This is a genomic window from Polaromonas sp. P4_H1 (assembly GCF_056400945.1).
In genome coordinates, this window is record NZ_JBFUKG010000010.1 from 120,285 (window position 1) to 145,550 (window position 25,266).

Here is a 25,266-nt window from a genome sequence, read left to right on the forward strand (position 1 = left end):
CCCGCGACCTGTCGCAATTTCATCAACTTTCAACCACTGGAGCTCACCATGTCATACCGTTCCCGTTTCACGATTCTTGCCGCCGTGGCCGCACTTGCCACAACACTTTGCCTGCCGGGTCATGCCCAGGAAAAGCTCAAGTTCAAGGTCATCGGCCAACCGTTGGCGACCGGCCTGATCCAGAAAAACAAGGAGCAACCGTTCTTCGAAAACTTCGCAGCCAAAACCGGCCTGCCCATTGATGCCGACTACAAGCCCATGGACACGCTAGGCATCAAGGACACCGAGCAACTGCGCGTGATGAAGGCCGGCCTGTTCGACATCGTGTCGCTGCGGGTGTCGCAGAACTCGCGTGACGAGCCCACCATTCTCGGCCTGGACCTGGTCGGCGCCAGTCCTGACTACGCCACCGGCCGCAAGGTGGCCAAGGCGTACTTCGACACCGCCGATCAGCGCCTGCAAAAGCAGTTCAACGTCAAGCTGCTCGGCGTCTGGCCGTTCGGCCCGCAAATCCTGTTCTGCGCCAAACCGATCGCCAAGCTGTCCGATGTGAAGGGACTGAAGGTCCGCGTCTACGACCAGAATCTGGCCAAGTTCATCGAGATGGTGGGTGGCACGCCGGTGCCGGTGTCGTTCGCCGACACGCACCAGTCGCTGTCGCTGGGCGTCGTGGATTGCGCGATCACTGGCCCGAGCTCGGCCAACTCGGCAGGCTGGCCCGAGGTGACCACACACCAGTTGCCGCTGGGCTTCCAGATGGCCCTCAATGGGTATGCCATTTCAATGAAAGCCTGGAACCAGCTCAAGCCCGACCAGCAGGTCAAGCTCAAGGCGGCCTTCGACGGCCTGACCGATGACATCTGGAAATATTCGGAAGAGTTGTTCCTGGACGCTTTGAACTGCAACGCCGGTAAGGACCCTTGCACCAACGGCAAGAAGTTCAAGCTCGTCAATGTGGCTGTGACGCCGGCCGACGGCGAACTGGTACGCGGTGCCGTCAGCAAGGTTAGCCTGCCGGTCTGGGCCGAAGTCTGTGACAAATCCAACCCGGGCTGCTCGCAACAGTGGCGTGCCCAGGTCGCACCGGTGCTGGGGCTGAAATGAGCAATGCCACTACCATCAACCGGGGCCGGCCAACGGCGGCCCCCATCCAAAAGAGACTCGACATGAAGGACCATATTGAGAACGTGCTGGCCACGGTGTTCGGCGGCATCTTCCTGCTGCTGGCGTGCGTGGTGGCGGTCGAAACCGTCTCGCGCAAGGTGTTCAACGTGTCGTTGCAAGGCGCCGACGAGCTGGGTGGTTATGCGCTGGCCGTGGGCTCCACCATCGCGTTCAGTCTGGCACTGATGGGGCGCAATCACATCCGGGTGGATGTATTTCATGAGCGGTTTCCGCGCGCCATGCAGGCTTTCCTGAACTGGTTTTCCATCGTGACGTTGGCTTCCTTCGGGGTCTTCGTGGCTTGGGTTGCAACCAAGGTCATCACCGATACCCTGCAGTACGGCAGCACCGCGCAGACGCCTTGGGCCACGCCGCTGATCTGGCCGCAGGCCGTCTGGTATGCCGGGCTGGTGATCTTCGCTCTGGTGGCCATCGGTTATTCGCTGCGTGCCAGCTGGCTGCTGCTGAACCGGCAAGTCGAAACGCTGAACCATGACTTCCATCCCAAGAGCGCCAAGGAGGAGCTGAAGGAAGAGCTCGATGACCTCGCCCAGCGCCAGTCCGCAGAACAAGGAGCTCAAGCATGAGCATAGGATTATTTGGACTCGCCTTCGTGGCGATGCTTGGCATGATGCTGGTCGGCATACCGATCGCCGTGTCCATGGCAGCTGTGGGCATCATCGGCGGTATCGCCGCTTATGGCGCGCCTTTTATGGACTCGATAGCGCCCGTGGTCTGGGGCGTGCACAACGAGAGCCTGTTGACCTCGATTCCGCTGTTCATCCTGCTGGGGGAGTTGCTGCTGCGCTCGGGCATTGCTGACCGCATGTACATCGCCCTGTCGGCCTGGCTCGGACGGCTGCCTGGTGGCTTGCTGCACACCAACATCGGCAGTTGCGCGTTGTTTGCTGCGACCTCCGGTTCGTCGGTGGCTACAGCGGCCACTGTGGGTACCGTCGCACTGCCATCCCTGCAAAAACGTGGCTACCCCATGCGCGCTTCGCTCGGCTCGCTGGCGGCCGGCGGCACGCTGGGCATCCTGATCCCGCCCAGCGTCAACATGATCGTCTACGGCTCGCTGACCAACAACTCGATCGGCAAGCTCTTCATTGCCGGCATCATCCCTGGCCTGTTGCTGACGGGCTGCTTCATGCTGTACATCGCCGTGTCGTCGCTGATGAGTGGCAACGCCATGCGCGAGGCCAAGGTGCCGATGGCCGACAAGCTGCGCTCGCTGGTGCATCTGGTGCCGCCCATGGTCGTGTTCGGTATCGTGATGGGCAGCCTGTACTTCGGCATCGCCACCACCACGGAAAGCGCGGCACTGGGCGTGATCGCGGCGCTGGGCTTTGTCGTGCACTCAGGGAAGATGAGCCGCGAACTGCTGCGCACCTGCTTCATCTCCACGGCGCGCGTCAGCGGCATGATCCTGCTGATCATGACGGCAGCCTTCATCCTCAACCTGACCATCAGCCTGACCGGCGTGGCCGAGACGATGACCAAGTGGGTGGCGGGCCTGGGCCTGTCGGCAACCGGTCTGATCCTGGCGCTGATCGTGTTCTACCTGATTCTCGGCATGTTCATGGATGTGCTGTCGATGCAGGTGGCGACCATCCCGATCACCTACCCGATCGCCACGGCGCTGGGCGTGGATCCGATCTGGTTCGGCATCTTCATCGTGCTGATGTGCGAGCTGGGCCTGATCACGCCACCGGTGGGCATGAACCTGTTCGTGGTGCATGGCATACGGCCCGACAAGGGCGGCATAGAGGACGCGATCTGGGGGGCGCTGCCTTACGCGGCCATCATGATCCTGTTCACCTTGCTGATCATGTTGGTGCCGCAGATCGTCACCTGGCTGCCCGCCCACATGTGAGGACTGAACGCGAATGATCGACAACGACTTGTGGCGCCTGGGCGCCGTAGAGCTGGGTCAGCGCTTTCGCGAGCGCTCCCTCACGCCACTGGCGGTGGCCCAGGCCTGCCTGGCGCGACTGGAAGCGGTGAACCCGCGACTGAACGCGGTCATCGCACGGCGTGACGCCCTCCTCCTGGAGGAGGCCAAGGCCTCCACGGAGCGCCATGCACGCGGACAGCCGCTGTCGGTGCTTGACGGCATTCCGCTCACCGTGAAGGACAGCCTCTACCTGGCCGACCTGCCGACCACCTGCGGCACGGCGGCGCTGCGCGAGCACCGGCCCGGCCACGACGAGCTGGCCGCCGCGCGGGCCCGCGCCGGTGGCGCCCTGATCATCGGCAAGACCAATGTGCCCGAGTTCGCCAACGACGGCTACACGGCCAACCCGCTGTTCGGCGTCACCGGCAACCCCTGGGCTCCGGAGCTCTCGCCCGGCGGCTCCAGCGGCGGTGCGGTGGCCGCCGTGGCCGCCGGCATCGCGCCGCTGGCGATCGCGCAGGACGGCGGCGGCTCGATCCGCCGCCCGGCCTCGCACACCGGGCTGGTCGGCCTCAAGCCTTCGCTCAGTGCCTGGCCGCGCGAGCACGCGCTGCCCGGCCTGCTGCTGGACTTTGACTGCATCGGCCCGGTGGCGCGCACAGTGGCCGACGCGCGCTTGCTGTTCGAGGCCCTGCGCGGCCCCTCGCCGGTGGACCGATCCTCGATGGCGGCGGCCTGGGCAGCGGCGCAGCCGCGGCCTGCGGGCCCGCTGCGCGTGCTCTACGTCGAGCGGTTGAACGCGAACCCGCTGGACCCGCAGATCGCCGCCAGTTGCCTTCAGGCCATGCAGCAGCTCGCCGCGCTGGGCCACCGCGTCGAGACTGGCGAATTGCCGCTGGACGTGAGGTTCATGACCGAGGCCTGGCCGCAAATCGGCCAGGTGGGCCTGGCCGCGATGTTCGATCAGCATCCCGACTGGGAAGCCCAGGCCAGTCCCAAATACCGCGAGGCGGCCGAGGCTGGCCGACGCGTCTCGGGCGCGCGGGTCTGGCAGATCATGGAAGCGGTGCGGCGCTTGCGCCGCGAAAGCGCCGCGCTGTTCGAGCGCATCGACGTGGTGGTCATGCCCGCTGCCGCCGCGCTGCCCTGGCCGGCTCACGAGGCCTATCCGTCCGTCATTGACGGCCAGCCTGTCGGCCCGCGCGGCCATGCAGCCTACACCGGTTGGGTCAATGCCGCGGGCCTGCCGGGCCTGGCCGTGCCCTGCGAGCCCTCACGCGAGGGCCTGCCCATCGGCATGCAAATGATCGGTGCCTTTGGCGCCGACGATCAACTGCTCGATCTCGGCGCCAGCTACGAGGCGGCGCATCCGTGGAGCGGGCGCTGGCCTGCCCTGTAAAACAACTACTTAATTACTGCTTAACTTTTTCGATACATCCAAGGAGACAAAAAATGCAAAGACGTCATTTCATCCAGGCCACCGGCGCAGGTGCCGCTGCGCTGGCCCTGCCCGCGCTGCGGGCGCAAAGCTGGCCCACGGGGCCCATCCGCATCGTCGTCGGCTTTCCGCCCGGCGGCGGGGCCGATGCGCTGGCCCGCGTGGTGGGGCTGAAGCTGGGCGCCCTGTGGAACCAGCCCGTCGTCATCGAAAACAAGGCCGGCGCGTCCGGCACCCTGGCCGCCGAATACGTGGCCCAGCAGGCGAGCGACGGCACCACCTTGCTGCTGACCACCATCAACAGCCATGCCCTGGCACCCGCCGTGCTGCCAAAGATGCGTTACCACCCGGAGCGTGACTTCGTGCCGGTGGCGTTGCTGGGCCTGACGCCCAACCTGCTGATTGCCGGGGCCAACCAGCCTGCAAAAAACGTGAAGGACCTGGTGGCCTTGTGCAAAGCCAAACCGGGCGTGGTCACTTTCGGCTCGGCCGGGCCCGGCACCGCCCAGCACTTCGCGCTGGAGCTGTTCAAGCTGCGCGCCAAGGTCGACGCGCTCCATGTGCCCTACAAAGGTAGCGGCCCGCTGCTGACCGACCTGGTCGGTGGGCAGATCCAGTACAGCTTTGAAACGATGACGGCGGCAACGCCCCACGTCAAGAGCGGGCGCGCCATTGCGGTGGCGCAAACCCGCAGCAAGCGCGTGAAAGCCTATCCCGATGTGCCCACGATGCAGGAGCAGGGTTTTGCCGGCTTCGAAACCTTCAACTGGTATGGCCTTTCGGGCCCGGGCAAGCTGCCGGCACCCATCGCGGCGCGCATGAACAAGGACATCAACACCGTGCTGGCGATGGCCGACGTGCAGGAGAAGTTCGATGCCTTTGGCGTCGAGGACGGAGGCGGTTCACCCGAGAAGTTTGCCGAACTGGTGCGCAGTGAAATCGTTAAATGGGCCAAAGTGGCCCAGGAGGCCAATGTCCGGGTCGACGGCTGACCCGTCCGCCGCTGTGCCGCTCTGCCGCAGGGCGGGGCGGCGGCGTTGAAACCCTTGCGAAGGCGTCCTGCCTTCGCGGCGATTCGCGTCTCACGCCGGGCGCGAATCCCTGTCCCCGGCTTGCGGTAACAGGGAGAGGTCTAGAGCTGCACCGACGCCTCACCCACGCCGTCGAAGCGCGCGTGTACCAGTTCACCGGGCGCGGCGGGCAATATGCCGCACCACGTTCCGGTGGTCACCACCGTGCCGGCCGGCACCGTCTGCCCATCACGGCTCGCATGCCGCAGCCATGCCGGCAAGACCCAGGCCGGGTCCTGCATGGAGTGCGTGCCGCGTCGCTCGACCACCGGCCGTGCGCCAATCCGGATGGTGCAGGACTGCGCGTCCCAGTCACGCGGCGCAAAAGGCACCCATTGGCCCAGCACCAGGGCGCTGTGCGACTGCAGGTCCGCCAGTTTTAGCAGGGCCGGTGCGTCCAGGGCCTGGCGCCAGCGCGAATCGACCAGCTCAATCGACACGGCCATCGCATCCACTAGCGTGACCGCTTGCGGATGGGTCAGGCCGGCGGCATCGGCCGGGGTCACGTCACGGCCGATGCGCAGCGCAATTTCAACCTCGACCAGGCAGATGTTGAAGGGCCATGCGCCCGCCTGCGCAGGGCTGGGCCACACGCCTTCAGGCGGCAGCGGCGCGTGCGTGAGTATTGCGTCGCGGGACGGGCCGCCTGATTTCCAGCAACGGGGGAAGGGCGCAGCCGGCCCCTGCATGGCCTGGGCCACCAGGGCTTGTACTGCATAGGCATCGTCGGCAGTGGTCAGGTGATCGGCGAGCGCTTGCGCGTCAGCGGGTTGGTGGTTGCGGCGTGCCTGCAGGATGGCTTCGGCCACTGCGGCCTGGTTGGGTGTTGTCATGGGATTTTCCTGTTGAGTCGTTGGCTTGAATAAGCTTGAACAAGCCTGGATGGGTCGGGATGGGCCTGGATATTGTCGTCTTGCCGGCGCCTGCGGCAAGCGCATGGAAAGCTATAACAGTTTTGACATGGATGATGCGAAACGCGAAACGCGAAACGCGAAACGCGAAACGCGAAACGCGAAACGCCGGCGCGGCGCTCGTAGTGCGTGAGCAGGCAGGCCCGCTCACGCGTACGCATGCGCACGCAAGGACGTTCGAGTGCGGCGACGTTCAGGCCGGGTTGCTGAACAGGGCGACCAGGTCCACCTCGGGTGTCGTGGTGTCACGCCGCAGCTTGACTTCAGCGCCGTGCAGGTGATGGCTCATCAGGCGGCAGGCATGCTCGCTGTCGCCGCCTTCCAGGGCGTCGAGGATTTCGAGGTGCTCGTCGAAGGAGCAGACATTGCTGCCCGGCGAGTCGTACAGCGCAATCATCAGCGTGGTGCGCGCAATCAGGCTGCGCAAAATATCTTCAAGCTCGGTGTTGCCCAGCAGGCGGGCGACCTGCAGGTGGTATTCGCCGGACAGGCGAACCCAATTGGACCATTCGCCGGCCAGGTAGGCGGCGCGCTCCTCCGCCACCAGGCTGCGTATGGCCGCCAGTGTTTTCGGCGTCGCTTTCTGGCTCAGCGAGCGAATGATGCCGCTCTCTATCAGTTGCCGGGCCTCAAAGACCTGGTGCATTTCCTGCGGCCCCGGCTGGGCAATGGTGGCGCCCCGGTTGTGCTGCAACTCGATGACTTTTTCACCGGCCAGCCGCACAAATACCCGGCGCAGCAGGGAGCGGTTGACGCCAAAAGCCTCGCACAGCCGGGTTTCGACCAGCCGGGTGCCAGGGGGCAGGCGATGGGCCAGCACGGCCTCGACGATGGCGTGGCGGACCCGGTTTTCCTCGGCCAGCTCGGTTTGGGACGCATCGCTGGCGGTTTCCGGCCGGGCCAGTGAGGGCTTGTTTTTAGGGGGGCGGGACATGGTTCTTCTAGGTAGTTCAGGGCTGAATGGTGCCACATTTTTTATTTTATTGTCACCGTTTAAAAAAAGATTGTGACAATCAAAGAATTTAATGTCACAATAAATTCATGAAAATTAAAATTCCAACGGGTTTTACTGAAATTTCATTAGCAAACTGACCAAAAGTTATTGTGACAATCTTGAAAAATATGCGGATTCAGCTCATCAACCCGAACACGACGGATGACATGACGGCCAAGATGGCGGTGGCGGCCCGTCAGGTCGCTTCTGCCGGCACGCACATCCTGGCGGTGCAGTCGCTCACCGGGCCTGCCTCGATTGAAAGCGCCAGTGATGAAGCGCTGGCGCTGCCGGGGCTGCTGGCCCAGATCCAGGCCGGCGAGGCCATGGGCGTGGATGCCCACGTGATTGCCTGTTTCGGCGACCCCGGCCTGCGCGCCGCGCGTGAAATGGCCAGGGCGCCGGTGATCGGCATTGCGGAAGCGGCCATGCAGGTGGCCTGTCTCGTGTCGGCGTCGTTCAGCATCGTCACCACGCTGGCGCGCACCGTGCCAACGGCGGAGCGCCTGTTGCTGGACTACGGCATGGTCAGCCGTTGCCGGCGGGTGCGGGCCACCGGCATTGCGGTGCTGGAGCTGGAGGCGCAGACCAGCCAGGCGCTGAAACAAAAAATCAGGGCCGAATGCGAGCGTGCCCTGGCCGAGGATGGTGTCGGTGCGATTGTGCTGGGCTGCGCCGGCATGGCCGACCTGTGTGCCGAACTGACGGGCCAGCTGGGCGTTCCCGTCATTGATGGCGTCACCTCGGCCGTGAAGCTGGCCGAAGCGCTGGTGGGCCTGGGCATGCGCACCAGCAAGCAGGGTGACTACGCGCCGCCGCAGGTCAAGTCGTACACCGGTCCCATGGCGCAGTTTGCGCCGGCCGCCTGATTCATTTTTGCGTTCCCATTTTCATTTCCATTTTTCATTTCCGTTCCCCGGGCAATCCCCAAACCTCAACCCCCATCCTTAAAGGATATCTCCATGAAGATCTCGACATCATTCAAACGCGGTGCGATTGGCCTGGCGCTCGGTCTTGCGATGACGGCAGCAGGCGCCAACACCTTCACCTGGTCTTCCAATCTGGACGCCCTGTCCATGGATCCCCACTCCACCAATAACAGCGTCACCAACGCATTCGTCAGCAACATCTACGAGTCGCTGGTCCGCTTCAACGACAAGCTGCAGATCGAGCCGGCGCTCGCCACCTCCTGGAAGGTCGTCAGTCCCACGGTCTGGCGTTTCACCCTGCGCCAGGGGGTGAAGTTTCACAACGGTGAAAGCTTCGACGCCGACGATGTGGTGTTTTCATGGCAGCGCGTCAACACGCCGGGCTCGCTGGTCAAGGGCAACCTCAGCGACCTGAAAGAGGTGCGCAAGGTGGATGCCTTCACCGTTGACGTGGAGACCAACAGCCCACTGCCGACCCTCACCAACGAGCTGGTCCAGCTGCTGGTCATGGACAAAGGCTGGTCCGAGCAAAACCGCGCCACCGAAGCCAGCGACCTGGGGCGGCAGAAGGAAAACTTCGCCAACCGCAATGCCAACGGCACCGGCCCCTTCAAGCTGATTTCGCGCGAGGTCGACACGCGCACGGTGCTGGCGGTCAATCCCGGCTGGTGGGACAAGCCCAAGCACAACCTGACCCAGGTCATGTTCACGCCCATCAAGTCGGATGCCACCCGCACCTCGTCGCTGATCAGCGGCGGCATCGACGCGGCCATCAATGTGCCGCTGCAGGATGTGCAGCGCCTGAGGTCGGTGCCGACGCTGGAGGTCGTGCAGGGCCCCGAGCTGCGCACCATCTTCATGGGCATGGACCAGAGCCGCGACGAGCTGCTGTACAGCGACGTGAAAGGCAAAAATCCGTTCAAGGACGTGCGCGTGCGCAAGGCGGTTTACCAGGCCATCGATGTGGACGCGCTCAAGCGCTCGGTCATGCGGGGTGCTTCCTGGCCCGCGGGGAATCTGCTGTCGCCTTCCCTCAATGGCTCGCCGGTGGCACTGAACAAGCGCCTCCTGCCGTACAACCCGGAGGCCGCCAAGGCCCTGCTGGCCGAGGCCGGCTACCCCAGCGGCTTCACCGTGGGCATGCAGTGCCCCAACGACCGCTATGTGTACGACGAAGCGCTTTGCCTGGCGATGTCCTCGATGCTGGCCAAGGTGGGCATCAAGACCAACCTGATGATCGAGCCCACCGCCAAATGGAGCGTGCGCCTGAACTCCAATGATGTGTCGTTCTACATGGTGGGGCACGCCGGCCTGCCCATGGCCGATGTGTACGGCTTGCTGAAGGACGTGGTCGCCACCCGCACCGGCAAGGAAGGCTCGCTCAATGCCGGTAAATACTCCAATCCGAAGTTCGACGCCTACATGCCGCAGATCGCCAGCGAAATCGATCCTGCCAAGCGGGCGCGGCTGATCGAGGAAGCGGTGACCATCGAGCGTGCCGATGTCTCCCACATTCCGCTGCACCAGCAGCCGGTGACTTGGGCGTCGCGCAAGGGCATCGCTATGGCGCAGGCGCCCGACAACCAGCTTCGCCTGTGGCTGGTCAACGTCGCCCCGAGATAAGGCGAGCGGACATGCAACCGGGTGCACGGTGGATGACTGACAAGCCATCGGCACCTATTTGGGAGACAAACTGATGTTGCGCTTTCTTCTGGGCCGGCTGGCCAACGGTGCCATCGTGATGGTGCTGGTGTCCATGCTGTCGTTTGCACTGTTTAACTTCATTGGCGATCCGGTCAGCAATCTGGTCGGTGAAAATGCCACGGTCAACGAGCGTGAGGCCATGCGCCAATCGCTGGGGCTCGACCAACCGCTGCCGCTGCAGTACCTGAAGTTTGTCGGGCGCGCCGTGCAGGGCGAGTTCGGCGTGTCCTACCGCAATATCGAGCCGGTATCGCGGGTGATTGCCAGCCGGCTGCCCGCCACACTGGAGCTCAGCCTGATAGCCGCCATCCTGGCGCTGGGCGTCGGCATTCCCATGGGCGTGTATGCGGGTCTGCATCCGCGCTCGCTGCTGACCCGCAGCCTGCAGGTCATTTCACTGGTCGGCATTTCGGTGCCGTCATTTGTGACCGGCATCATGCTGATCCTGCTGTTCTCCATCTCCCTGAACTGGCTGCCGTCCTTTGGCCGTGGCGAGACGGTGATGCTGGGCGTCTGGAGCACCGGCTTTCTGACGGTGACGGGCTGGAAGTCCCTGCTTATGCCCGCCGTGACACTGGCGCTGTTCCAGCTGACGCTCTTCATGCGCCTGACCCGCACGCAAATGATGGAGGTGCTGCGCAGCGAGTACATCAAGTTCGCACGGGCGCGGGGCTTGCGGGAGCGCTCCATCAATTACCGCCACGCGCTGCGCAACACCCTGATTCCCATCATCACGGTGGCCGGCCTGCAGCTGGGCTCGATGATTGCCTTTTCCATCATCACCGAAACGGTCTTCCAGTGGCCGGGCCTCGGGCTGCTGATCATCCAGGCCATCAATTTTGGCGATGTACCGGTGATTGCCGCCTACCTGCTGCTGATCGCGCTGCTGTTCGTGCTGATCAACATGGTGGTGGACCTTCTGTATTTCGCGGTGGACCCGCGCCTGCGCGCACAGCGCTGAGGAGCACGACATGAATTCCATGATGCTGACCCTGCGCCGCTGGCGCCAATCCGATCTCGCCTGGAGCCTGGGCCGTTCGCCCGAAGCCTGGCTGTCCGCCCTGGTGCTGCTGGCCTACATCGGCATGGCGCTGCTGGCGCCTTTGCTGGCGCCGCAAAACCCCTTTGACCTGACGACGCTGGACCTGATGGACGCGCGCCTGCCGCCGGCCTGGAGCGAAGGTGGCCAGCTGAGATACCTGCTGGGTACCGACGGCCAGGGACGCGACATGGTGTCGGTGATGCTGTATGGCCTGCGCATGTCGCTGCTGGTCGGTATTGCGTCCACGCTGCTCTCGCTGGTGGTCGGCGTGACGCTGGGGCTGATCGCCGGCTATGCCGGCGGCCGGCTGGACAACGTCATCATGCGTGCGGCCGACGTCCAGCTGAGCTTTCCGGCCATCCTGGTGGCGCTGCTGATTGACGGCCTGTCGCGCACCGTGCTGCCGCGCGCCGTGCACGAGCAGCTGTCGCTGCTGATTGTGGTGGTGGCGATTGCGCTGGCCAACTGGGTGCAGTACGCCCGGACGGTGCGCAGCGTCACCATGATCGAAAAAGACAAGGACTACGTCAACGCGGTGCGGCTGATCGGCATGGGCCGGGCGCGCATTCTGTTTCGCCACGTGCTGCCCAACATCTTGAGCCCGGTGCTGGTCATCGCCACGCTGTCCATCGGACTGGCGGTGCTGACCGAGGCCACCCTGAGCTTTCTGGGGCTGGGTGTGCCGGCCACGTCGCCGTCGCTGGGCACCCTGATCCGGCTGGGCAATGAGGTGCTGTTTTCCGGGGAGTGGTGGATCACGGTGTTGCCGGGGCTGCTGCTCATTGGCCTGGTGCTCAGTGTCAACCTGTTTGGCGACTGGTTGCGCGACGCGCTCAATCCACGGTTGAAATAATCATCATGACCACTTCCAACATTGCGTCACCCGCTGCGCCCCTGCTGTCGGTGCGCCACCTGCGCGTGCAGATTCCTACCCGCCACGGCCCCCTGACGGCGCTCGACGACGTGAGTTTCGACATTGCGCGCGGCGAGATCCTCGGCTTTGTCGGTGAATCCGGCGCCGGCAAATCCATCACCGGCATGGCCGTGCTGGGCCTGCTCGATCCGCCCGCCCATGTCACCGCCGGCGAGATCATCTTTGACGGCCAGCCCATTCACGGCTTGCCCGCCGCCCAGATGCGCAGGCTGCGCGGCCGCCGCATCGGCGCGATCTTCCAGGACCCGCTGCTCAGCCTCAACCCCTTGCTGACGGTGGGCGACCAGCTCACGGAAACCATGCGGACCCACCTGCCCATGAGCCGCGATGAAGCCCGCGAGCGGGCCATCGAGTGGCTGCGCCAGGTCGGCATTCCCTCGCCGGCCGAACGCGTGGACGCCTACCCGCACCAGTTCTCGGGCGGCATGCGCCAGCGCATCGTGATCGCGCTGGCCCTGTGTGCCGAACCCGATCTGGTGATTGCCGACGAACCGACGACGGCGCTCGATGTCTCGGTGCAGGCGCAGGTGCTGGAACTGCTGCGCACGCAGTGCCGTGAGCGCGGCACCGCCGTGCTGCTGGTGACGCACGACATGGGCGTGATTTCCGAAAACGCCGATCGCGTGGCCGTCATGTACGCCGGCCACATTGCCGAGACCGGCCCGGTGGACCAGATCGTCAACCAGCCGCGCCACCCCTACACGCGCGGGCTGATGGGCTCGATCCCGCCGGTCGACCATGACACCCTTTGGCTGCAGCAGATCGACGGCGCGATGCCCCGGCTGTCCGCCCGGCCCACCGGCTGCCCCTTTCACCCGCGCTGCAAACATGCGACCGAGCAGTGCGTCACTACGCGGCCCATGCCGCACCCGGAAGGCGTGGCGCTGGTGGCCTGCTGGCATCCGCAGCTAGGCATGGCCGCCGCAGGCGTCGCAGGAGTGGCAGCATGAACATGCCTTACTTGAGTGTCAAAAACCTGTCGCGCGAATTCAAGGCGCAGGGCCGTACGGTGCGCGCCGTGGACAACGTGAGCTTTGAGATTCCCGTGGGCTCCACCTTCAGCCTGGTGGGGGAGTCGGGCTGCGGCAAGACCACGCTGGCCCGTGTGATTGCCGGGCTGGACAAACCCAGTGCGGGCTCCATGCAGTTCAGCGCGCCGGTGGACGGCCGCGTGCACCGCACCCAGATGATTTTCCAGGACCCCTATGCCTCGCTGAACCCGCGCTGGCGTATCGGGGATGCGATCGCCGAGCCCATCACCTTCCAGAATCTGCGCCTGCGCGCGGATGTGAAGCAGCGTGTGGAAGACCTGCTGGCCCGCGTGGGCCTGTCGGCGGCCGATACCGCCAAGTTCCCGCACGAATTTTCAGGCGGCCAGCGCCAGCGTGTGTCGATCGCCCGCGCGCTGGCTGGCGAGCCCAGCTTCCTGGTGTGCGACGAGCCCACCTCCGCGCTGGATGTGTCGGTGCAGGCGCAAATCCTGAACCTGCTCAAGCGCCTGGAAAAAGAGGAGGGCCTGACCAGCCTGTTCATCAGCCACAACCTGGCCGTGGTGCGTTTTGTCTCGTCCATGATCGGCGTCATGTACCTGGGCCGCCTGGTCGAGGTGGCGCCGACGGCCGAGCTGTTCTCGGCGCCCCGCCATCCGTACACGCAGCTCTTGCTGGCCGCCATTCCGCGCATCGGCCAGGGTCGCCGTCCGGTGAGTCTTCCGGCCGGCGAGCTGCCCAGCCCGCTGGCGCCGCCGCCAGGCTGCACCTTTCATCCGCGTTGCCCGGCGGCCATGGACATCTGCCGCCGCGAAGCGCCGGCGCTGCGCACGCTGGACAACGGTGTCTCGGTCGCCTGCCATGCCGTCGGCAGCGGTGGCCAGCCCGTGCGCTTCATGCCGGGCGCGGCGCATCCCACTGCTCCTGATTCTGCCGCTTCATCCTTTTCACTCGCCTGAGTTGCCCATGACTGAAAACACAGACCACGTAGACCGCATAGACCACGTAGATCTTCTGATAGAGCACGGCACAGTCATCAGCATGGACGCGCAACGCCGCGTCATCGAGGACGGCGCCGTGGCGGTCAGGGCCGACCGCATTGTGGCCGTCGGCACGTCCGCGGAACTGCGCGCCCGCTTCACGGCCACCAAAACCATCAACGCCTACCGCAAGGCGGTGTTGCCCGGCCTGATCGACAGCCATGCCCATGCCGGCCACGGCATGCTGCGGACCATGGGGGCGGGGGACCCCGGCGCCTGGATGGACGCCTGCGCCGTGATCTACACCACGGCATCGGATGAGCAGTTCTGGCGCGCCGAGTCGGCCATGACCTCGCTGGAGCGCCTGAAGGCTGGCGTGACGACGGGGGTGTCGCTGTTTGGCGGCGGCGACTCCATCATGCGGGTGGACGACCCCAAGTACGCGAGGGTGCATTGCGATGCGGTGGCGCGCGCCGGCACCCGCTCGGTGGTGGCGGTGGGCCCTTCGCGTCCTGCAGGGCCCACGCGCTATGTGGACTGGGCGACCGAGCCACCGACCTCGCGCGATGTCGATGCCGCGACGGTGCTGGAGGTCTGCAACCAGATCATTGACGAGAACCACGGCCGGGCCGACGGCCGCCTGAGCATCGCCATAACGCTGGCGGTGTTTGCGCCCATGCATGAGCCGGACCACGTGCTGCTGCGCGATGAGTTCCACCGCCAGGCGAGGGATTACTTCGGCCTCGCGAAGGCGCGCGGCCTGACCTTCACGCAGGATGGCCACCGCACCGGCACGCTGGCCCTGGCGCACCGCGAGCTGGGCCTGCTGGGCCCGACTTCCTTCATGTCGCACAGCATTGACCTGAACGAGGAGGACATCGCCGTGACCCGCGAGACGGACACCCGCATCGTGCACAACCCGAGCGCCATCATGTCGATTCGCGGCCGCTGCCCGGTGCCCGAGCTGATCGATGCCGGCGTCACGGTGGCGATCGGTTCGGACGGTGCCGCGCCGGACCGCGGCTACGACATGTTCCGCCACATGTCCCAGTGCATGCACTACCACCGCCGGCATTTCCGCGACGCGGGCGTGCTGCCCCATGGCAAGGTGCTGGAAATGGTGACGATTGACGCGGCCCGGGCACTGGGCATGGAGCATGAGATTGGGTCGCTGGAGGCCGGCAAGAAAGCCGACATCATCCTGGTGGACCTGTTCAAGCCCCACATGCTGCCGCTGAACATGCCGGTCTACCGCGTCACCTGCTTTGCCAACGCCGCCGATGTGAGCACCACCATCGTCAACGGCCGCCTCCTGATGGAAGACCGCCAGGTGCAGACCGTCAACGAAAGCGAGATACTGGAAGAGGTGAATGAAGCCGCCGAGCGCATGCTCGACCGCAGCGGCCTGCGGCACCTGACGCAGGCCCCGGCGCGGCTGTGGGGTGTCAGCCATTATTGAACGCAGCAGCAGCGCAGCGGGGGCTGCTACCGCCAGCGTTGCCAGCCATGACCTGTGAAGGACTATCCATGCAAAATCTGATGATACGGGGCGGCCGGCCCTGGGGTTCCCAGACCGCGGACATCGCCGTACGGGATGGCCGCATTGCCGCCATCGGCGCCGATCTTCCCGCCGCGCCGGGGGACGAAATTGTGGACGCCCGCGGCTGCCTGGTCATACCGGGCCTGGTGGACGCGCATGCCCATATCGACAAGACCCTCTGGGGTACGCCCTGGCATCCGCACCAGGCGGGTCCCACCCTGATGGACAAGATCCAGAACGAGCGGCAGGTGCTGGACTCGCTGGGCCTGGCGCCCGAAGTCCAGAGCGCCCGGCTGCTCAGGCGCCTGATCGCTTGCGGGACCACCCATGTGCGCACCCACGTCGATGTGGGCCCCGACGTCGGGCTGGCGCACCTGCATGGCGTGCAGGCGATGCGCGACAGGCATCGCGACTGGATCGATATTGACTTTGTGGCGTTCCCGCAGACGGGCGTGATGATCCGGCCGGGCACGCTCGAGCTGCTGGAGCAGGCCGTGCGTGATGGCGCGGAGGTGATCGGCGGACTCGATCCCGTGGGTGTCGACCGCGACCCCAAGGGCCAGCTGGACGGGATCTTCGCCATTGCCGGCCGGCACGGTTGTGGGGTCGACATTCACCTGCATGACCGCGGCGACCTGGGCGCGGTGACCATCGAAATGATTGCCGAGCGCACCCGCAGCCTGGGCCTGGCCGGCAAGGTGGCGATCAGCCACGCGTTCTGCCTGGGCGGGGTCGAGCCTGCGCGCCTGGAGTCCCTCATCGCGCTGCTGCTGGACAACGACATCGCGATCATGACCCACGCACCGTCGGGCCCGACACCCTTCCCGCCGATACGCCTGCTGCACGAGCGCGGGGTGCGGCTGTTCACCGGGTCGGATGGCATTCGCGATACCTGGAGTCCACTGAACAACGGCGACATGCTGGAGCGCGCCTACCTGCTGGCCTACCGCAGCGGCTTCCGTGACGATGCCGGTATTGAAATCGCCCTGCGCATGGCGACTTACGGCGGCGCACAGGTGATGGGCGTCGAACACTATGGCCTGGCGGTGGGCTCGGCTGCCGACCTGGTGCTGGTCGAAGCCGAAACCGCCGCCGAGGCCGTCGCCTTTCATCCGGCGCGCCGGCTGGTGCTCAAGCGCGGCCGCGTGGTCGCCCGTGATGGGCGGTCCCTGCTGCCTGAAGTTGCGTGAACTTGCATGAACCTGCATGAGGCGACAACCTGCGTTCCACCCATATGCCCTGAAATTTCCTGAAAGGTTTTCCGTGTCCGATCTTTTTACTTCCAGACGCCGTGCCCTGTGCCACGTCCTGACCCGCGCCAGCGCGCTGGCAATCCTGGCCGTCATTCCGGCCCTGAGCGGCCTGTCCCACGCGCAGGAATGGCCCGGCAAGCGGCCCATCACCCTGGTGGTGGGGTTCCCCGCTGGGGGCAGCGCCGACATGATTGCGCGCACCATCGCCGAGCCGCTGGGCAAGCGCCTGGGCACACCGGTCGTGATTGAGAACGTCAGCGGTGCGGGCGGCACCATCGCCGGCCAGAAGGTGGTGAATGCCGCACCCGACGGCTACACCCTGTTCATGGCCTCGGGCAGCGAAGTGTCGATTGCCCGGCTGTTCAATCCGGCGGTCAAATACAACGGGGAAACCGACTTCACCCATATCGGGCTGATTGGCGATGTGCCCCTGGTGCTGGTGGCCAGCCCCAAATCCGGGCTCAGGAGCGCGCCGGAAGCGCTGCTCAAGGCCCAGCGGGAGCCGGGTGCGCTGAGCTATGCCTCCTCCGGCGTGGGTACCGTGCTGCATGTGGCCGGCGAGCTGCTGAACCAGAAGGCGGGAACCAAAATTACCCATGTGCCTTACCGCGGCGCGGCGCAAATGGCCGTCGACGTGGCGGGCGGCAACATCGAACTGGCTTTTTTCATGACACCCACGGCCTTGCCCCACATCGAGGCCGGCAAGATGGTGGCGCTGGGCGTCACGACCCCGGGCCGCTCCCGGGCTGCGCCGCAAATCCCGTCGCTGTCGGAAACCCCGGCGCTCAAGGGCTTTGACATCAGCCTGTGGAACGGCCTGTTCGGTCCGGCCAAAATGCCGCCGGCCATCACCGCCCGCCTGAACCGCGAGCTGAACGAGGTCTTGCGCGAGCCGGCGGTCTGGCAAAAACTGCAGAAGGCCGGCGTCGAAACCCAGGGCGGCACGCCCCAGGCGTTGACGCAGCGTATCCGCGACGAGGTCAAGCGAGTCCAGAGCATTGCGCCTGCCGCGATGAAGACCGGCGGTTAAGGGTGAAGCCGGGGAGTGGGAAGTGGAAAGTGGAAAGTGGGGGCGCCGGCCGCTTGACTGATCAGGCGGTCACGCTCCTGGTGCCGCACACCAGGGCGTCTTCCGCGTTACCCGCGATGGCCCGCTCGTTTTTTGCCTGCGCCACTTCCATGTCGCGCGGCAGCACCACGCCGTTTTTCACGGCCAGCACTTCAGCCATCACACTGACGGCAATTTCCGGCGGGGTTTTGCTGCCGATGTAAATGCCGATGGGGCCGCGCAGCCGGGCCAGCGTGGCTTCGGTCTGGCCGAAGTGCTCGATCATGCGCTGGTGCCGTGCTTCGTTGTTGCGCCGTGAACCGATGGCGCCAACATAAAACGCATCGGTGCCCAAAGCCTCGAGCAACGCCAGGTCATCAAGCTTGGGGTCGTGCGTGAGCGCGATCACGCAGCTGCGCCGGTCCGGCTTGAAGGCGAGGACCACATCGTCCGGCATGTCGCTGAGCACCTTGGCGCCCGCTACCGACCACGCGCTGCGGTATTCTTCGCGCGGATCGCAGACGGTGACGGCAAAGCCGCTGAACAGGGCCATGGTGGCGAGGTATTCGGTCAGCTGGCCGGCGCCAATCAGCAGCATGCGGTATTCGGGGCCGAAGGTGTTGACGAGTTCCGTGGCCGAGACGCTGAGCGCTGCAGGTGCTGTGGCCTGCGCCAGCGTCACCGCGCCATTGCTCAGGCGCACGCTGCGCTGCATCAGCTGCCCGGTTTCCAGCCCTTCGACCAGCTGGGCCAGCTGGCTGGCGTCGGGGTCGTACTCCAGCACCAGCTCCAGCGTGCCGCCGCAGGGCAGGCCAAAACGGTGGGCCTCGTCGGCGGTGATGCCGTATTTGACAAAAGCGGGCGGACCCGACGGGATCTGCTGGCTGCCAGCACCAGCACCAGCGCCGTCGGGCTGAGCGGCCGCCGACGCATAGGCGCGTGTGTACTGGTAAATCAGGTCGTCTTCAATGCAGCCGCCGGAGACCGAGCCGACCACCGAGCCGTCTTCACACAGCGCCATGATGGAGCCCACCGGCCGCGGCGACGAGCCCCAGGTGCGCACCACCGTGGCCAGCAAGGCGCGTTTGCCCGCCGTTCGCCAGTCGCGCAGCGTGCGCAACACCATGACATCGAGGTTTTCCATACTTCACCCTTTTTTCAGCCTGCTTCGGGTCACCGGCGCGGCGAGCCCGTACTACTCCGTCAGAACGCATAGACGGCGTTCACGCCGACCAGCCAGTTGCGACCCGGCGCCGGCTCGAAGAAGCGCCCGTTGCCCTCATTGACGATCACCGAGCCGGCGTATTGGCGGTCAGTCAGATTGTCAACCCGGATGAATTCCCTGACTGACCAGCGGTCCAATTTCTGCGTCAGCGACACCCGCAGGTTCACCGTGCTGGCGCGGGGCGCCGTGTCGGTGTTCCTGTCATCCACATAGATCTTGCCGACATGGCGCCATTCCAGTGCGGTTTCCAGGCCCCAGGGGCTGTGCTGCCAGGCCAGCTCAGCGAAAAGGCTGGCGTGCGGAATACCGGGAATGCGGTTGCCACTGGCCACCAGGGTGTTGGGCGTGGTGCAGGGCGCGGCGACACAAGTCAAAAAGCCGTTGCCGTACCGGGCATCCAGGTAAGTGGCGGCCAGGTAGGTGGACCAGCCCTTGCCCCAGCGCCCGGACAGCGCGGCCTCAATGCCGTCGCGCTGTGTGGTTCCCGCGTTCTGGAATGTGCTGCGGCCACCGGCGTTACTCAACACCACGATCTCGTTGGCCGTGCGGGCCCGGAAATAGGCGGCGTTCAGGCGCCACTGCGGCATGAATTCGGTTTTGGCGCCGATTTCCCATTGCCGGCTGGTCGCGCTCTGCAAGGCCAAATTCGGGCCTGTTCCGCCACTGGCACGGTAGGCCAGCTCGTTGAGCGTCGGCGTTTCAAAGCCCCGCCCCGCTGTGGCATACAGGTTGGTGGCATCGGTCACGTGGTACACGACGCCCAGCACGGGTGTGCTGGCCTGGTAGCTGACCGAGCCGCTGTCGTCGCCATTGCCGGGCACGATGTATTTGTCCCGAAAGTCAAACGACACCCGTGAGTGGCGCAAGCCCGCTGAGACGCTCCAGCGTTCAGCAGCCACCCACTGGGCCTGCACATATTGGTCAAAGCTGCGCACGGTGTTGGCCTCGTCGCGCCGCAGCGCGCCCAGCACGCCGAGCGTGCTCCCCACAAAGTTCTGAAAGCCACGCCGCGCCTCCCTGGCCTGGTCGGTGGACAGGCCCGCCGTCAGCGTCAGGGGCTTGCCCAGCAGGCGGGTCTTGTTGATCCAGCGGGCATCCAGGCCGTGGTAGCGGCGGCGCAAGTCGATCACCCCTCCTGGATGCGTTGCCGGTGCCTGGGTGCCCACGGGAATCGCCTGAAACTGCTGCGTCTCGCGCTCGCCGGTGTAGGCAGTGAGCTGCAGCGACTGGCCCGCGCTCAGGCGATGCTCCAGCACGGCACCGCCCTGCAGTTGATCGACCGACTTGCGGGTGTTGAAGGTGTAGGCATTGGGCGTGGCCTGGCGCGGGTTGGCCTGCATTTCTTCGCGCGTCAGCCCGAGCGGGTCCTGGACATCGGGCATTTTCATGCTGTTCAAAACGAAGGTCAGGCGGGTATCGTCGTGGACGGTGGCCTTCACCTTACCGTTAAAACCCGTGCGACTTGCCGCACTGTGGTCGCGGTAGCCGTCGGTGCTGAAGCGCGCGGCACTCAGGTTGTATTGCACCGCGCCCTGGCTGCCGCTCAATTTGGCGCCGGTGCGCTGCTCGCCATCACTGCCCCAGGCGCTGGAGATGTCGGCCACCGTTTGCGGCCCGCCGTCGGCGGTAAAAATGCTGATGACACCGCCGGAGGAGTTACCGTAAAGCGCCGAGTACGGACCGCGTAAAACCTCGATGCGCGATGCGGAAGCCAGGTCGAAGTGCGACACCTGACCCTGCCCGTCTGGGCCGCTGGCCGGGATGCCGTCGGCGTAGAGCCGCAGGCCGCGCACGCCAAAAGTCGAGCGCGCGCCAAACCCCCGCGAAGAGATCTGGATGTCTTGCGCATAGTTCTGGCGGTTCTGCGCCACCAGGCCGGGAACGCGCACCATCGTTTCGGACAGGTTGACCTGCAACTGCCCGTTCTGAATCGTGGTGGCGTCGATGACGTCGACCGAGGCGGGGCTATCGAACGCCGACTGCTCGACGCCGCGCGTCACGGTCACCACCACCGGACGCAGGGTGCGCACGGCCGGTTCCGGAGCGGCGGCCTGGCTCCACGCTTGCGCGGGCAGCCCCAGCATAGCCAGCCAGGCCAATGCCTGGCTGTTGGCCTGAAGCCGGTGCCGCCCGAACGGCTGGCCGCTCACGATGGATGGGCTCTTCACATCGTCTTTCAGCAGCGCTTGTGCCAACAGCCGCGTCCATCACATCGGGTTTTCAGGAGGAGTTTCACACTGCGCCTGCGCCCCTAATACATCAACAAGAACACGACCAGGGCCCCCACCACGGCACCGCCGACCCAGAGCCACACCGGCACGCCCGCAGGGTGCGCCCGACTCACCGGCTCGGCATCCACATCGCCCATCACCATCTTGGCCGCATAACTTTCAGGGTGCTGGCGTTGCATTTCTTCGTCAAAACGCTTGAAGAAGTCTTCCGCCATTGATTTGGCCGCGCCGTCGATGAGCCGCTGTCCGAGCTGCGCAATCTTGCCGCCTACGGTGGCGTTGACCGTGTACGACAGCTCGCAACCATCGGCGTCCGGCGTCAGCGCGACCGCAGCGCTCCCCTTGCCAAAACCGGCCGGGCCGCCTTGTCCTTCAAACGACAGCCGGTAGCTGGCCGGCGGGGTGATGTCGCTCAGCGTGATCTTGCCGGAGAATTTGGCCGATACCGGGCCGATCTTCAGCGCCATGCCGATGGCGTACTGGTTCTCGCCGGAGGCTTCCACCTTGTCGCAACCCGGTATGCAGGTTTTGAGCACGGCCGGGTCGTTCAGCGCATCCCACGCTTGTTGCTGGGTCACGGCCAGTTGACGGCTTCCTTGCATGTCCATGGGGAGATTCTTTCAGGTTTTTTTGGTTTTTCAGGTTTTCATCAGGGCGGCCAGGCTGGTCGCCAATTCTTCGAGCTTGCTCAGATTGTGTACTGCCAGCATGCCATGCGCATGGGCATGCAGCACGGCCGCGCCGCGGGCCAGCGGCGCGTAGCCTTCAAAGCGCAGCAAGGGGTTGAGCCAGAGCAGGCGGCGGCTGCGCCGGCGCAGCCAGGCGAGCTCTTTCGCCAGATCGGCCGGCTCGCCGGTGTCCAGCCCGTCGGTGATGACCAGCACCATGGTGCGCCGGCCCACCAGTCGGCGCGCATGCCGTTCGCGCAGGCTGGCCAGCGACGCGCCCAGTTGCGTGCCGCCGGCAAAGTCTTCGATCGCCAGACTGGCATGCGCCAGCATCTCGTCGGTATCGGCCTGGCGAAACGCCGGGGTCAAATCGGTCAGGTGCATGCCGAAGGCAAATACGTCGCGGTGCGGATGGCGGCGCGTGGCCGCGTGCAAAAAGGCCAGCAGCAAACGCGCATAACGCTCCATCGAGCCCGACACATCGACCAGCACCAGCAAGGGTAGGGCCTGCTCGCGCCGCTGCAGCCGCGGCAGGTGCATGAGTTCGCCGCCCGTGCGCGCGGCCTGGTGCATCACGCCCGGCCAGTGAATGCGTGCGCCCGATGCGGCGGGGCGGCTGCGGCGCGAGGCAAACATGGGCAAGGGCAATTTGATGTCGCGCGCCAGCCGCTCGACCAGGCGGTACTCGGTGGCGGACAGGGCGTTGAAGTCGGCATGCTGCAGGCGCTCAATGTCGCTGGCGGTCATGGCCGCATCGAACTCCACCTTCTGGTCTTCGGCGCGGGGCTGGGCCTGCTGGCCAAAGGTCCTTTGCGGCGACAGCGCCTCGCGCACGCGGGGCCGGCGCTTGCTCGCTTCGGCCTTGCCTTCGGCACTGGGAAGCAATTGCGCCAGCAGCTTGTTGGCGACTTTCGGATCCTGGAAGTACACATCGAACAGCTCGCGAAACACCAGACGGTCCTGCTCGCGGCTGACCATGACCGCTTCAAAGGCGGCACTGAGGTCTTCCCTGTCGGCAACACCGACCGCCAGCGCGGCCTCCTTGGCCAGTGCAATGCGCTGGCTGTCAATTTTCACGCCGGCCCGGCGCAACGCCCGGCCAAAGCCGGCGATGTTGTCGGCCAGCTTGCCGGCCCTGGCGTCGCCTAGCAGCACGGGGGAGCCCTCACCCTAACCCTCTCCCAGAGGGAGAGGGAATGAAGAACTGGCCGGCTCCCTTGCCAGCGTGCGGAAGGTCGTGGGGTGAACCAGCGGAAGAGGGAATGAAGAACTGACTTGCTCCCTCTCCCTCTGGGAGAGGGCTGGGGTGAGGGCTCGCCCCCGAATACCTGATCTGTCCTGAGTTGTCGAAGGACGGCGAGTGCGCATCATCCCGCCACCTCCTCCGGCTTGAGCAACTCAACTGCCATCCCATGCGTCAGCGCCGCCACGTCTTCACGCTGCTTGAACAGGATGCCTGCCGTATCGGCCACCACTTCGGGGTCAACCACCAGTGTGTCGAGCGCGACCAGCGCCCTGGCCCACTCCACGCTCTCGGCAATGCCCGGCGCACGCTGGAAGGCATTGCCAAACGGCGAGCGGCGCAGCCGGTCGACAAAGCCGGCGACCTGCGCCGACAGCTGCTCACTGGCCTCGGGTACCTGGGCCCGCACAATCGCGAGTTCGCGTTCGCGGTCCGGGTAGTCGAGCCAGTGGTACAGGCAGCGCCGCTTGACGGCGTCGTGGAGTTCGCGCGTGCGGTTGCTGGTGAGGATGGTGACGGGCGTCACCTCGGCGCGCACCGTGCCGATCTCCGGAATGCTGACCTGGTACTCGCCCAGGTATTCCAGCAAAAAGGCTTCGAAGGGTTCATCGGCCCGGTCCACTTCGTCGATCAGCAGCACCGCGCCCGGCGGGGGCGTTTGCAGCGCCTGCAGCAGCGGGCGCCGGATCAGGTAGCGGTCCTGGTAGACCTCGCGCTCCACATCGGCGGCGTTGCCGTGGCCTTCCACGGCCCGCATGTGCAGCAACTGGGCCGCATAGTTCCATTCGTACAGGGCTTCGCGCTGCTCCAGCCCGTCGTAGCACTGCAGGCGTATCAGTTGCCGCTGCAGCGCCACGGCCAGCGCCTTGGCCAGCTCGGTCTTGCCGACGCCGGGCTCGCCTTCCAGCAGCAGCGGACGCTGCAGCCTGAGGGCCAGAAAGACCGCTGTCGCCAGCCGGCGGTCGGCAAAGTAGCCGGCGCCCTGCAGCGCCTGCATCAGCGCATCAATGCTTGGGAATGGTGTCATCGAAATCGGCCTGCCGGTTTTCTTCCGTTCGCGTTGAGCTTGTCGAAACGCTCTCTATTCTCTATACCAATCAGCATCTGGGGAAAGGCTTCGCACTTCGACAAGCTCAGTACAAGCCAAGCTCAGCCCGAACGGATTTAAACGGATTGTGCAGAAATTCCCCGCCTTGCTTGCTTGGTTTTTTGGTTAGCCCAGCGCCTTCGCCACACCACGCTGCGCCTGCACGCTGATCAGGTTGGCGCGGTACGCCGCTGTGGCGTGGATGTCGCTGTTGAGGTCTGTCGCGTCAATCTTGACGGCCGCGGCCGCTTCGGGCGTAAAGCTTTTGCTCAAGGCATCTTCCAGGCCGGCATGGCGGAACACGCCGTTGGCTGCCCCGGTGATGGCCACGCGCACACCGGCATCAAACTGCGCAATGAACACGCCGACCAGCGCAAAGCGCGAGGCCGGCTGCTTGAACTTCATGTAGGCCGCACGTTTGGGGATGGGAAAACTGATCGCCGTGATCAGCTCGCCCTCGTTGAGCGCGGTCGCGAACATGCCGAGGAAGAAATCGTCGGCGGCAATCTTGCGCGCCGTCGTGTGAATGGTTGCGCCCAGCGCCAGCACCGCGCTGGGGTAGCAGGCGGCCGGATCGTTGTTGGCCACCGAGCCGCCGAGCGTGCCCATCGCACGCACCTGGCGGTCACCGATGTGGGCTGCCATGTCCGCCAGCGCGGGCAAGGCCGCTTTCAGCTCGGCGTTGTCGGCGACATCGGCGTGGCGCGTCATCGCACCGATCACAAAAGCATTGCCGTCGCGCTTGATGCCGGCAAGTTCCTTGATGCCGCTCAGGTCGGCCAGTTGCTCCGGGCTGGACAGGCGCATCTTCATCGACGCGAGCAGGGTCTGGCCACCGGCCAGCGGCTTGGCGCCGGCAGCGGCGAGCTTCGCGGCGTCAGCCAGGGTGGCGGGGCGCTCCAGGGTGAATGCATACATG

General features: G+C 65.4%; 22 protein-coding genes. 14 read left to right on the forward strand and 8 right to left on the reverse strand.

Annotation, left to right across the window (positions count from 1 at the left end; genetic code table 11):
* Nucleotides 1-48: 48 nt before the first annotated feature.
* The 5 genes from AC1DS5_RS14510 to AC1DS5_RS14530 all read left to right on the forward strand — a co-directional run bounded on the left by AC1DS5_RS14510 (nucleotide 49) and on the right by AC1DS5_RS14530 (nucleotide 5,491).
* Nucleotides 49-1,104 carry a TRAP transporter substrate-binding protein gene (locus AC1DS5_RS14510; RefSeq protein WP_477718951.1) on the forward strand — a complete coding sequence of 352 codons (1,056 nt, stop codon included), beginning with the start codon at nucleotides 49-51 and terminating at the stop codon, nucleotides 1,102-1,104.
* A gap of 62 nt (nucleotides 1,105-1,166) precedes the next feature.
* The gene (locus tag AC1DS5_RS14515) at nucleotides 1,167-1,751 is read left to right on the forward strand and encodes a TRAP transporter small permease subunit (RefSeq protein ID WP_477718952.1); all 585 of its coding nucleotides are present in this window, start codon (nucleotides 1,167-1,169) and stop codon (nucleotides 1,749-1,751) included.
* On the forward strand, nucleotides 1,748-3,040 hold the full coding sequence (locus AC1DS5_RS14520) for a TRAP transporter large permease (protein WP_477718953.1): 1,293 nt from the start codon (nucleotides 1,748-1,750) through the stop codon (nucleotides 3,038-3,040). Before AC1DS5_RS14515 ends, AC1DS5_RS14520 begins: the two co-directional genes overlap by 4 nt.
* A gap of 13 nt (nucleotides 3,041-3,053) precedes the next feature.
* Complete coding sequence (locus tag AC1DS5_RS14525; RefSeq protein WP_477718954.1) at nucleotides 3,054-4,460, forward strand: amidase; 1,407 nt, start codon at nucleotides 3,054-3,056, stop codon at nucleotides 4,458-4,460.
* 53 nt (nucleotides 4,461-4,513) lie between these two features.
* A complete protein-coding gene (locus tag AC1DS5_RS14530) occupies nucleotides 4,514-5,491 on the forward strand; it encodes a Bug family tripartite tricarboxylate transporter substrate binding protein (RefSeq protein WP_477718955.1) in 978 nt (325 codons plus the stop codon).
* Between the two features lie 140 nt (nucleotides 5,492-5,631).
* Here the strand turns inward: AC1DS5_RS14530 and AC1DS5_RS14535 are convergent, their stop codons facing one another.
* Together AC1DS5_RS14535 and AC1DS5_RS14540 are read right to left on the reverse strand one after the other, a co-directional pair.
* Nucleotides 5,632-6,402 carry a fumarylacetoacetate hydrolase family protein gene (locus tag AC1DS5_RS14535; RefSeq protein WP_477718956.1) on the reverse strand — a complete coding sequence of 257 codons (771 nt, stop codon included), beginning with the start codon at nucleotides 6,400-6,402 and terminating at the stop codon, nucleotides 5,632-5,634.
* Nucleotides 6,403-6,673: 271 nt separating this feature from the next.
* Complete coding sequence (locus AC1DS5_RS14540; RefSeq protein ID WP_477718957.1) at nucleotides 6,674-7,414, reverse strand: GntR family transcriptional regulator; 741 nt, start codon at nucleotides 7,412-7,414, stop codon at nucleotides 6,674-6,676.
* A gap of 188 nt (nucleotides 7,415-7,602) precedes the next feature.
* Here AC1DS5_RS14540 and AC1DS5_RS14545 point away from each other — a divergent pair, with 188 nt between their 5' ends.
* The 9 genes from AC1DS5_RS14545 to AC1DS5_RS14585 all read left to right on the forward strand — a co-directional run bounded on the left by AC1DS5_RS14545 (nucleotide 7,603) and on the right by AC1DS5_RS14585 (nucleotide 17,875).
* A complete protein-coding gene (locus AC1DS5_RS14545; RefSeq protein WP_477718958.1) occupies nucleotides 7,603-8,343 on the forward strand; it encodes an aspartate/glutamate racemase family protein in 741 nt (246 codons plus the stop codon).
* A gap of 93 nt (nucleotides 8,344-8,436) precedes the next feature.
* Entirely contained in the window at nucleotides 8,437-10,026 is a 1,590-nt protein-coding gene (locus AC1DS5_RS14550) for an ABC transporter substrate-binding protein (protein ID WP_477718959.1), read from the forward strand.
* A gap of 73 nt (nucleotides 10,027-10,099) precedes the next feature.
* Nucleotides 10,100-11,068: an ABC transporter permease gene (locus tag AC1DS5_RS14555; RefSeq protein ID WP_477718960.1), complete on the forward strand. Its 969-nt coding sequence runs from the start codon at nucleotides 10,100-10,102 to the stop codon at nucleotides 11,066-11,068.
* A 19-nt stretch (nucleotides 11,069-11,087) separates the two neighbouring features.
* A complete protein-coding gene (locus tag AC1DS5_RS14560; RefSeq protein WP_477719051.1) occupies nucleotides 11,088-12,002 on the forward strand; it encodes an ABC transporter permease in 915 nt (304 codons plus the stop codon).
* A gap of 5 nt (nucleotides 12,003-12,007) precedes the next feature.
* A complete protein-coding gene (locus AC1DS5_RS14565; protein ID WP_477718961.1) occupies nucleotides 12,008-13,033 on the forward strand; it encodes an ABC transporter ATP-binding protein in 1,026 nt (341 codons plus the stop codon).
* The gene (locus AC1DS5_RS14570) at nucleotides 13,030-14,031 is read left to right on the forward strand and encodes an ABC transporter ATP-binding protein (RefSeq protein ID WP_477718962.1); all 1,002 of its coding nucleotides are present in this window, start codon (nucleotides 13,030-13,032) and stop codon (nucleotides 14,029-14,031) included. The genes AC1DS5_RS14565 and AC1DS5_RS14570 overlap by 4 nt, the downstream gene beginning before the upstream one ends.
* Nucleotides 14,032-14,038: 7 nt before the next feature.
* A complete protein-coding gene (locus AC1DS5_RS14575; protein WP_477718963.1) occupies nucleotides 14,039-15,511 on the forward strand; it encodes an amidohydrolase family protein in 1,473 nt (490 codons plus the stop codon).
* Between the two features lie 68 nt (nucleotides 15,512-15,579).
* Complete coding sequence (locus tag AC1DS5_RS14580) at nucleotides 15,580-16,782, forward strand: amidohydrolase family protein (RefSeq protein ID WP_477718964.1); 1,203 nt, start codon at nucleotides 15,580-15,582, stop codon at nucleotides 16,780-16,782.
* A 73-nt stretch (nucleotides 16,783-16,855) separates the two neighbouring features.
* Nucleotides 16,856-17,875: a Bug family tripartite tricarboxylate transporter substrate binding protein gene (locus AC1DS5_RS14585; RefSeq protein WP_477718965.1), complete on the forward strand. Its 1,020-nt coding sequence runs from the start codon at nucleotides 16,856-16,858 to the stop codon at nucleotides 17,873-17,875.
* Between the two features lie 61 nt (nucleotides 17,876-17,936).
* Here AC1DS5_RS14585 and AC1DS5_RS14590 read toward each other — a convergent pair whose 3' ends face one another.
* From AC1DS5_RS14590 to AC1DS5_RS14615, 6 genes are all read right to left on the reverse strand, one after another.
* Nucleotides 17,937-19,037, reverse strand: a complete 1,101-nt coding sequence (locus tag AC1DS5_RS14590; RefSeq protein ID WP_477718966.1) for an XdhC family protein — start codon at nucleotides 19,035-19,037, stop codon at nucleotides 17,937-17,939.
* A gap of 59 nt (nucleotides 19,038-19,096) precedes the next feature.
* Nucleotides 19,097-21,202, reverse strand: a complete 2,106-nt coding sequence (locus AC1DS5_RS14595; RefSeq protein WP_477719052.1) for a TonB-dependent receptor family protein — start codon at nucleotides 21,200-21,202, stop codon at nucleotides 19,097-19,099.
* 167 nt (nucleotides 21,203-21,369) lie between these two features.
* Nucleotides 21,370-21,957 carry an SRPBCC family protein gene (locus tag AC1DS5_RS14600; RefSeq protein ID WP_477718967.1) on the reverse strand — a complete coding sequence of 196 codons (588 nt, stop codon included), beginning with the start codon at nucleotides 21,955-21,957 and terminating at the stop codon, nucleotides 21,370-21,372.
* A gap of 30 nt (nucleotides 21,958-21,987) precedes the next feature.
* A complete protein-coding gene (locus AC1DS5_RS14605) occupies nucleotides 21,988-23,172 on the reverse strand; it encodes a vWA domain-containing protein (protein WP_477718968.1) in 1,185 nt (394 codons plus the stop codon).
* A 212-nt stretch (nucleotides 23,173-23,384) separates the two neighbouring features.
* Complete coding sequence (locus AC1DS5_RS14610; protein ID WP_477718969.1) at nucleotides 23,385-24,287, reverse strand: AAA family ATPase; 903 nt, start codon at nucleotides 24,285-24,287, stop codon at nucleotides 23,385-23,387.
* Between the two features lie 186 nt (nucleotides 24,288-24,473).
* The gene (locus AC1DS5_RS14615; RefSeq protein WP_477718970.1) at nucleotides 24,474-25,265 is read right to left on the reverse strand and encodes an FAD binding domain-containing protein; all 792 of its coding nucleotides are present in this window, start codon (nucleotides 25,263-25,265) and stop codon (nucleotides 24,474-24,476) included.
* Nucleotide 25,266 lies beyond the last annotated feature (1 nt).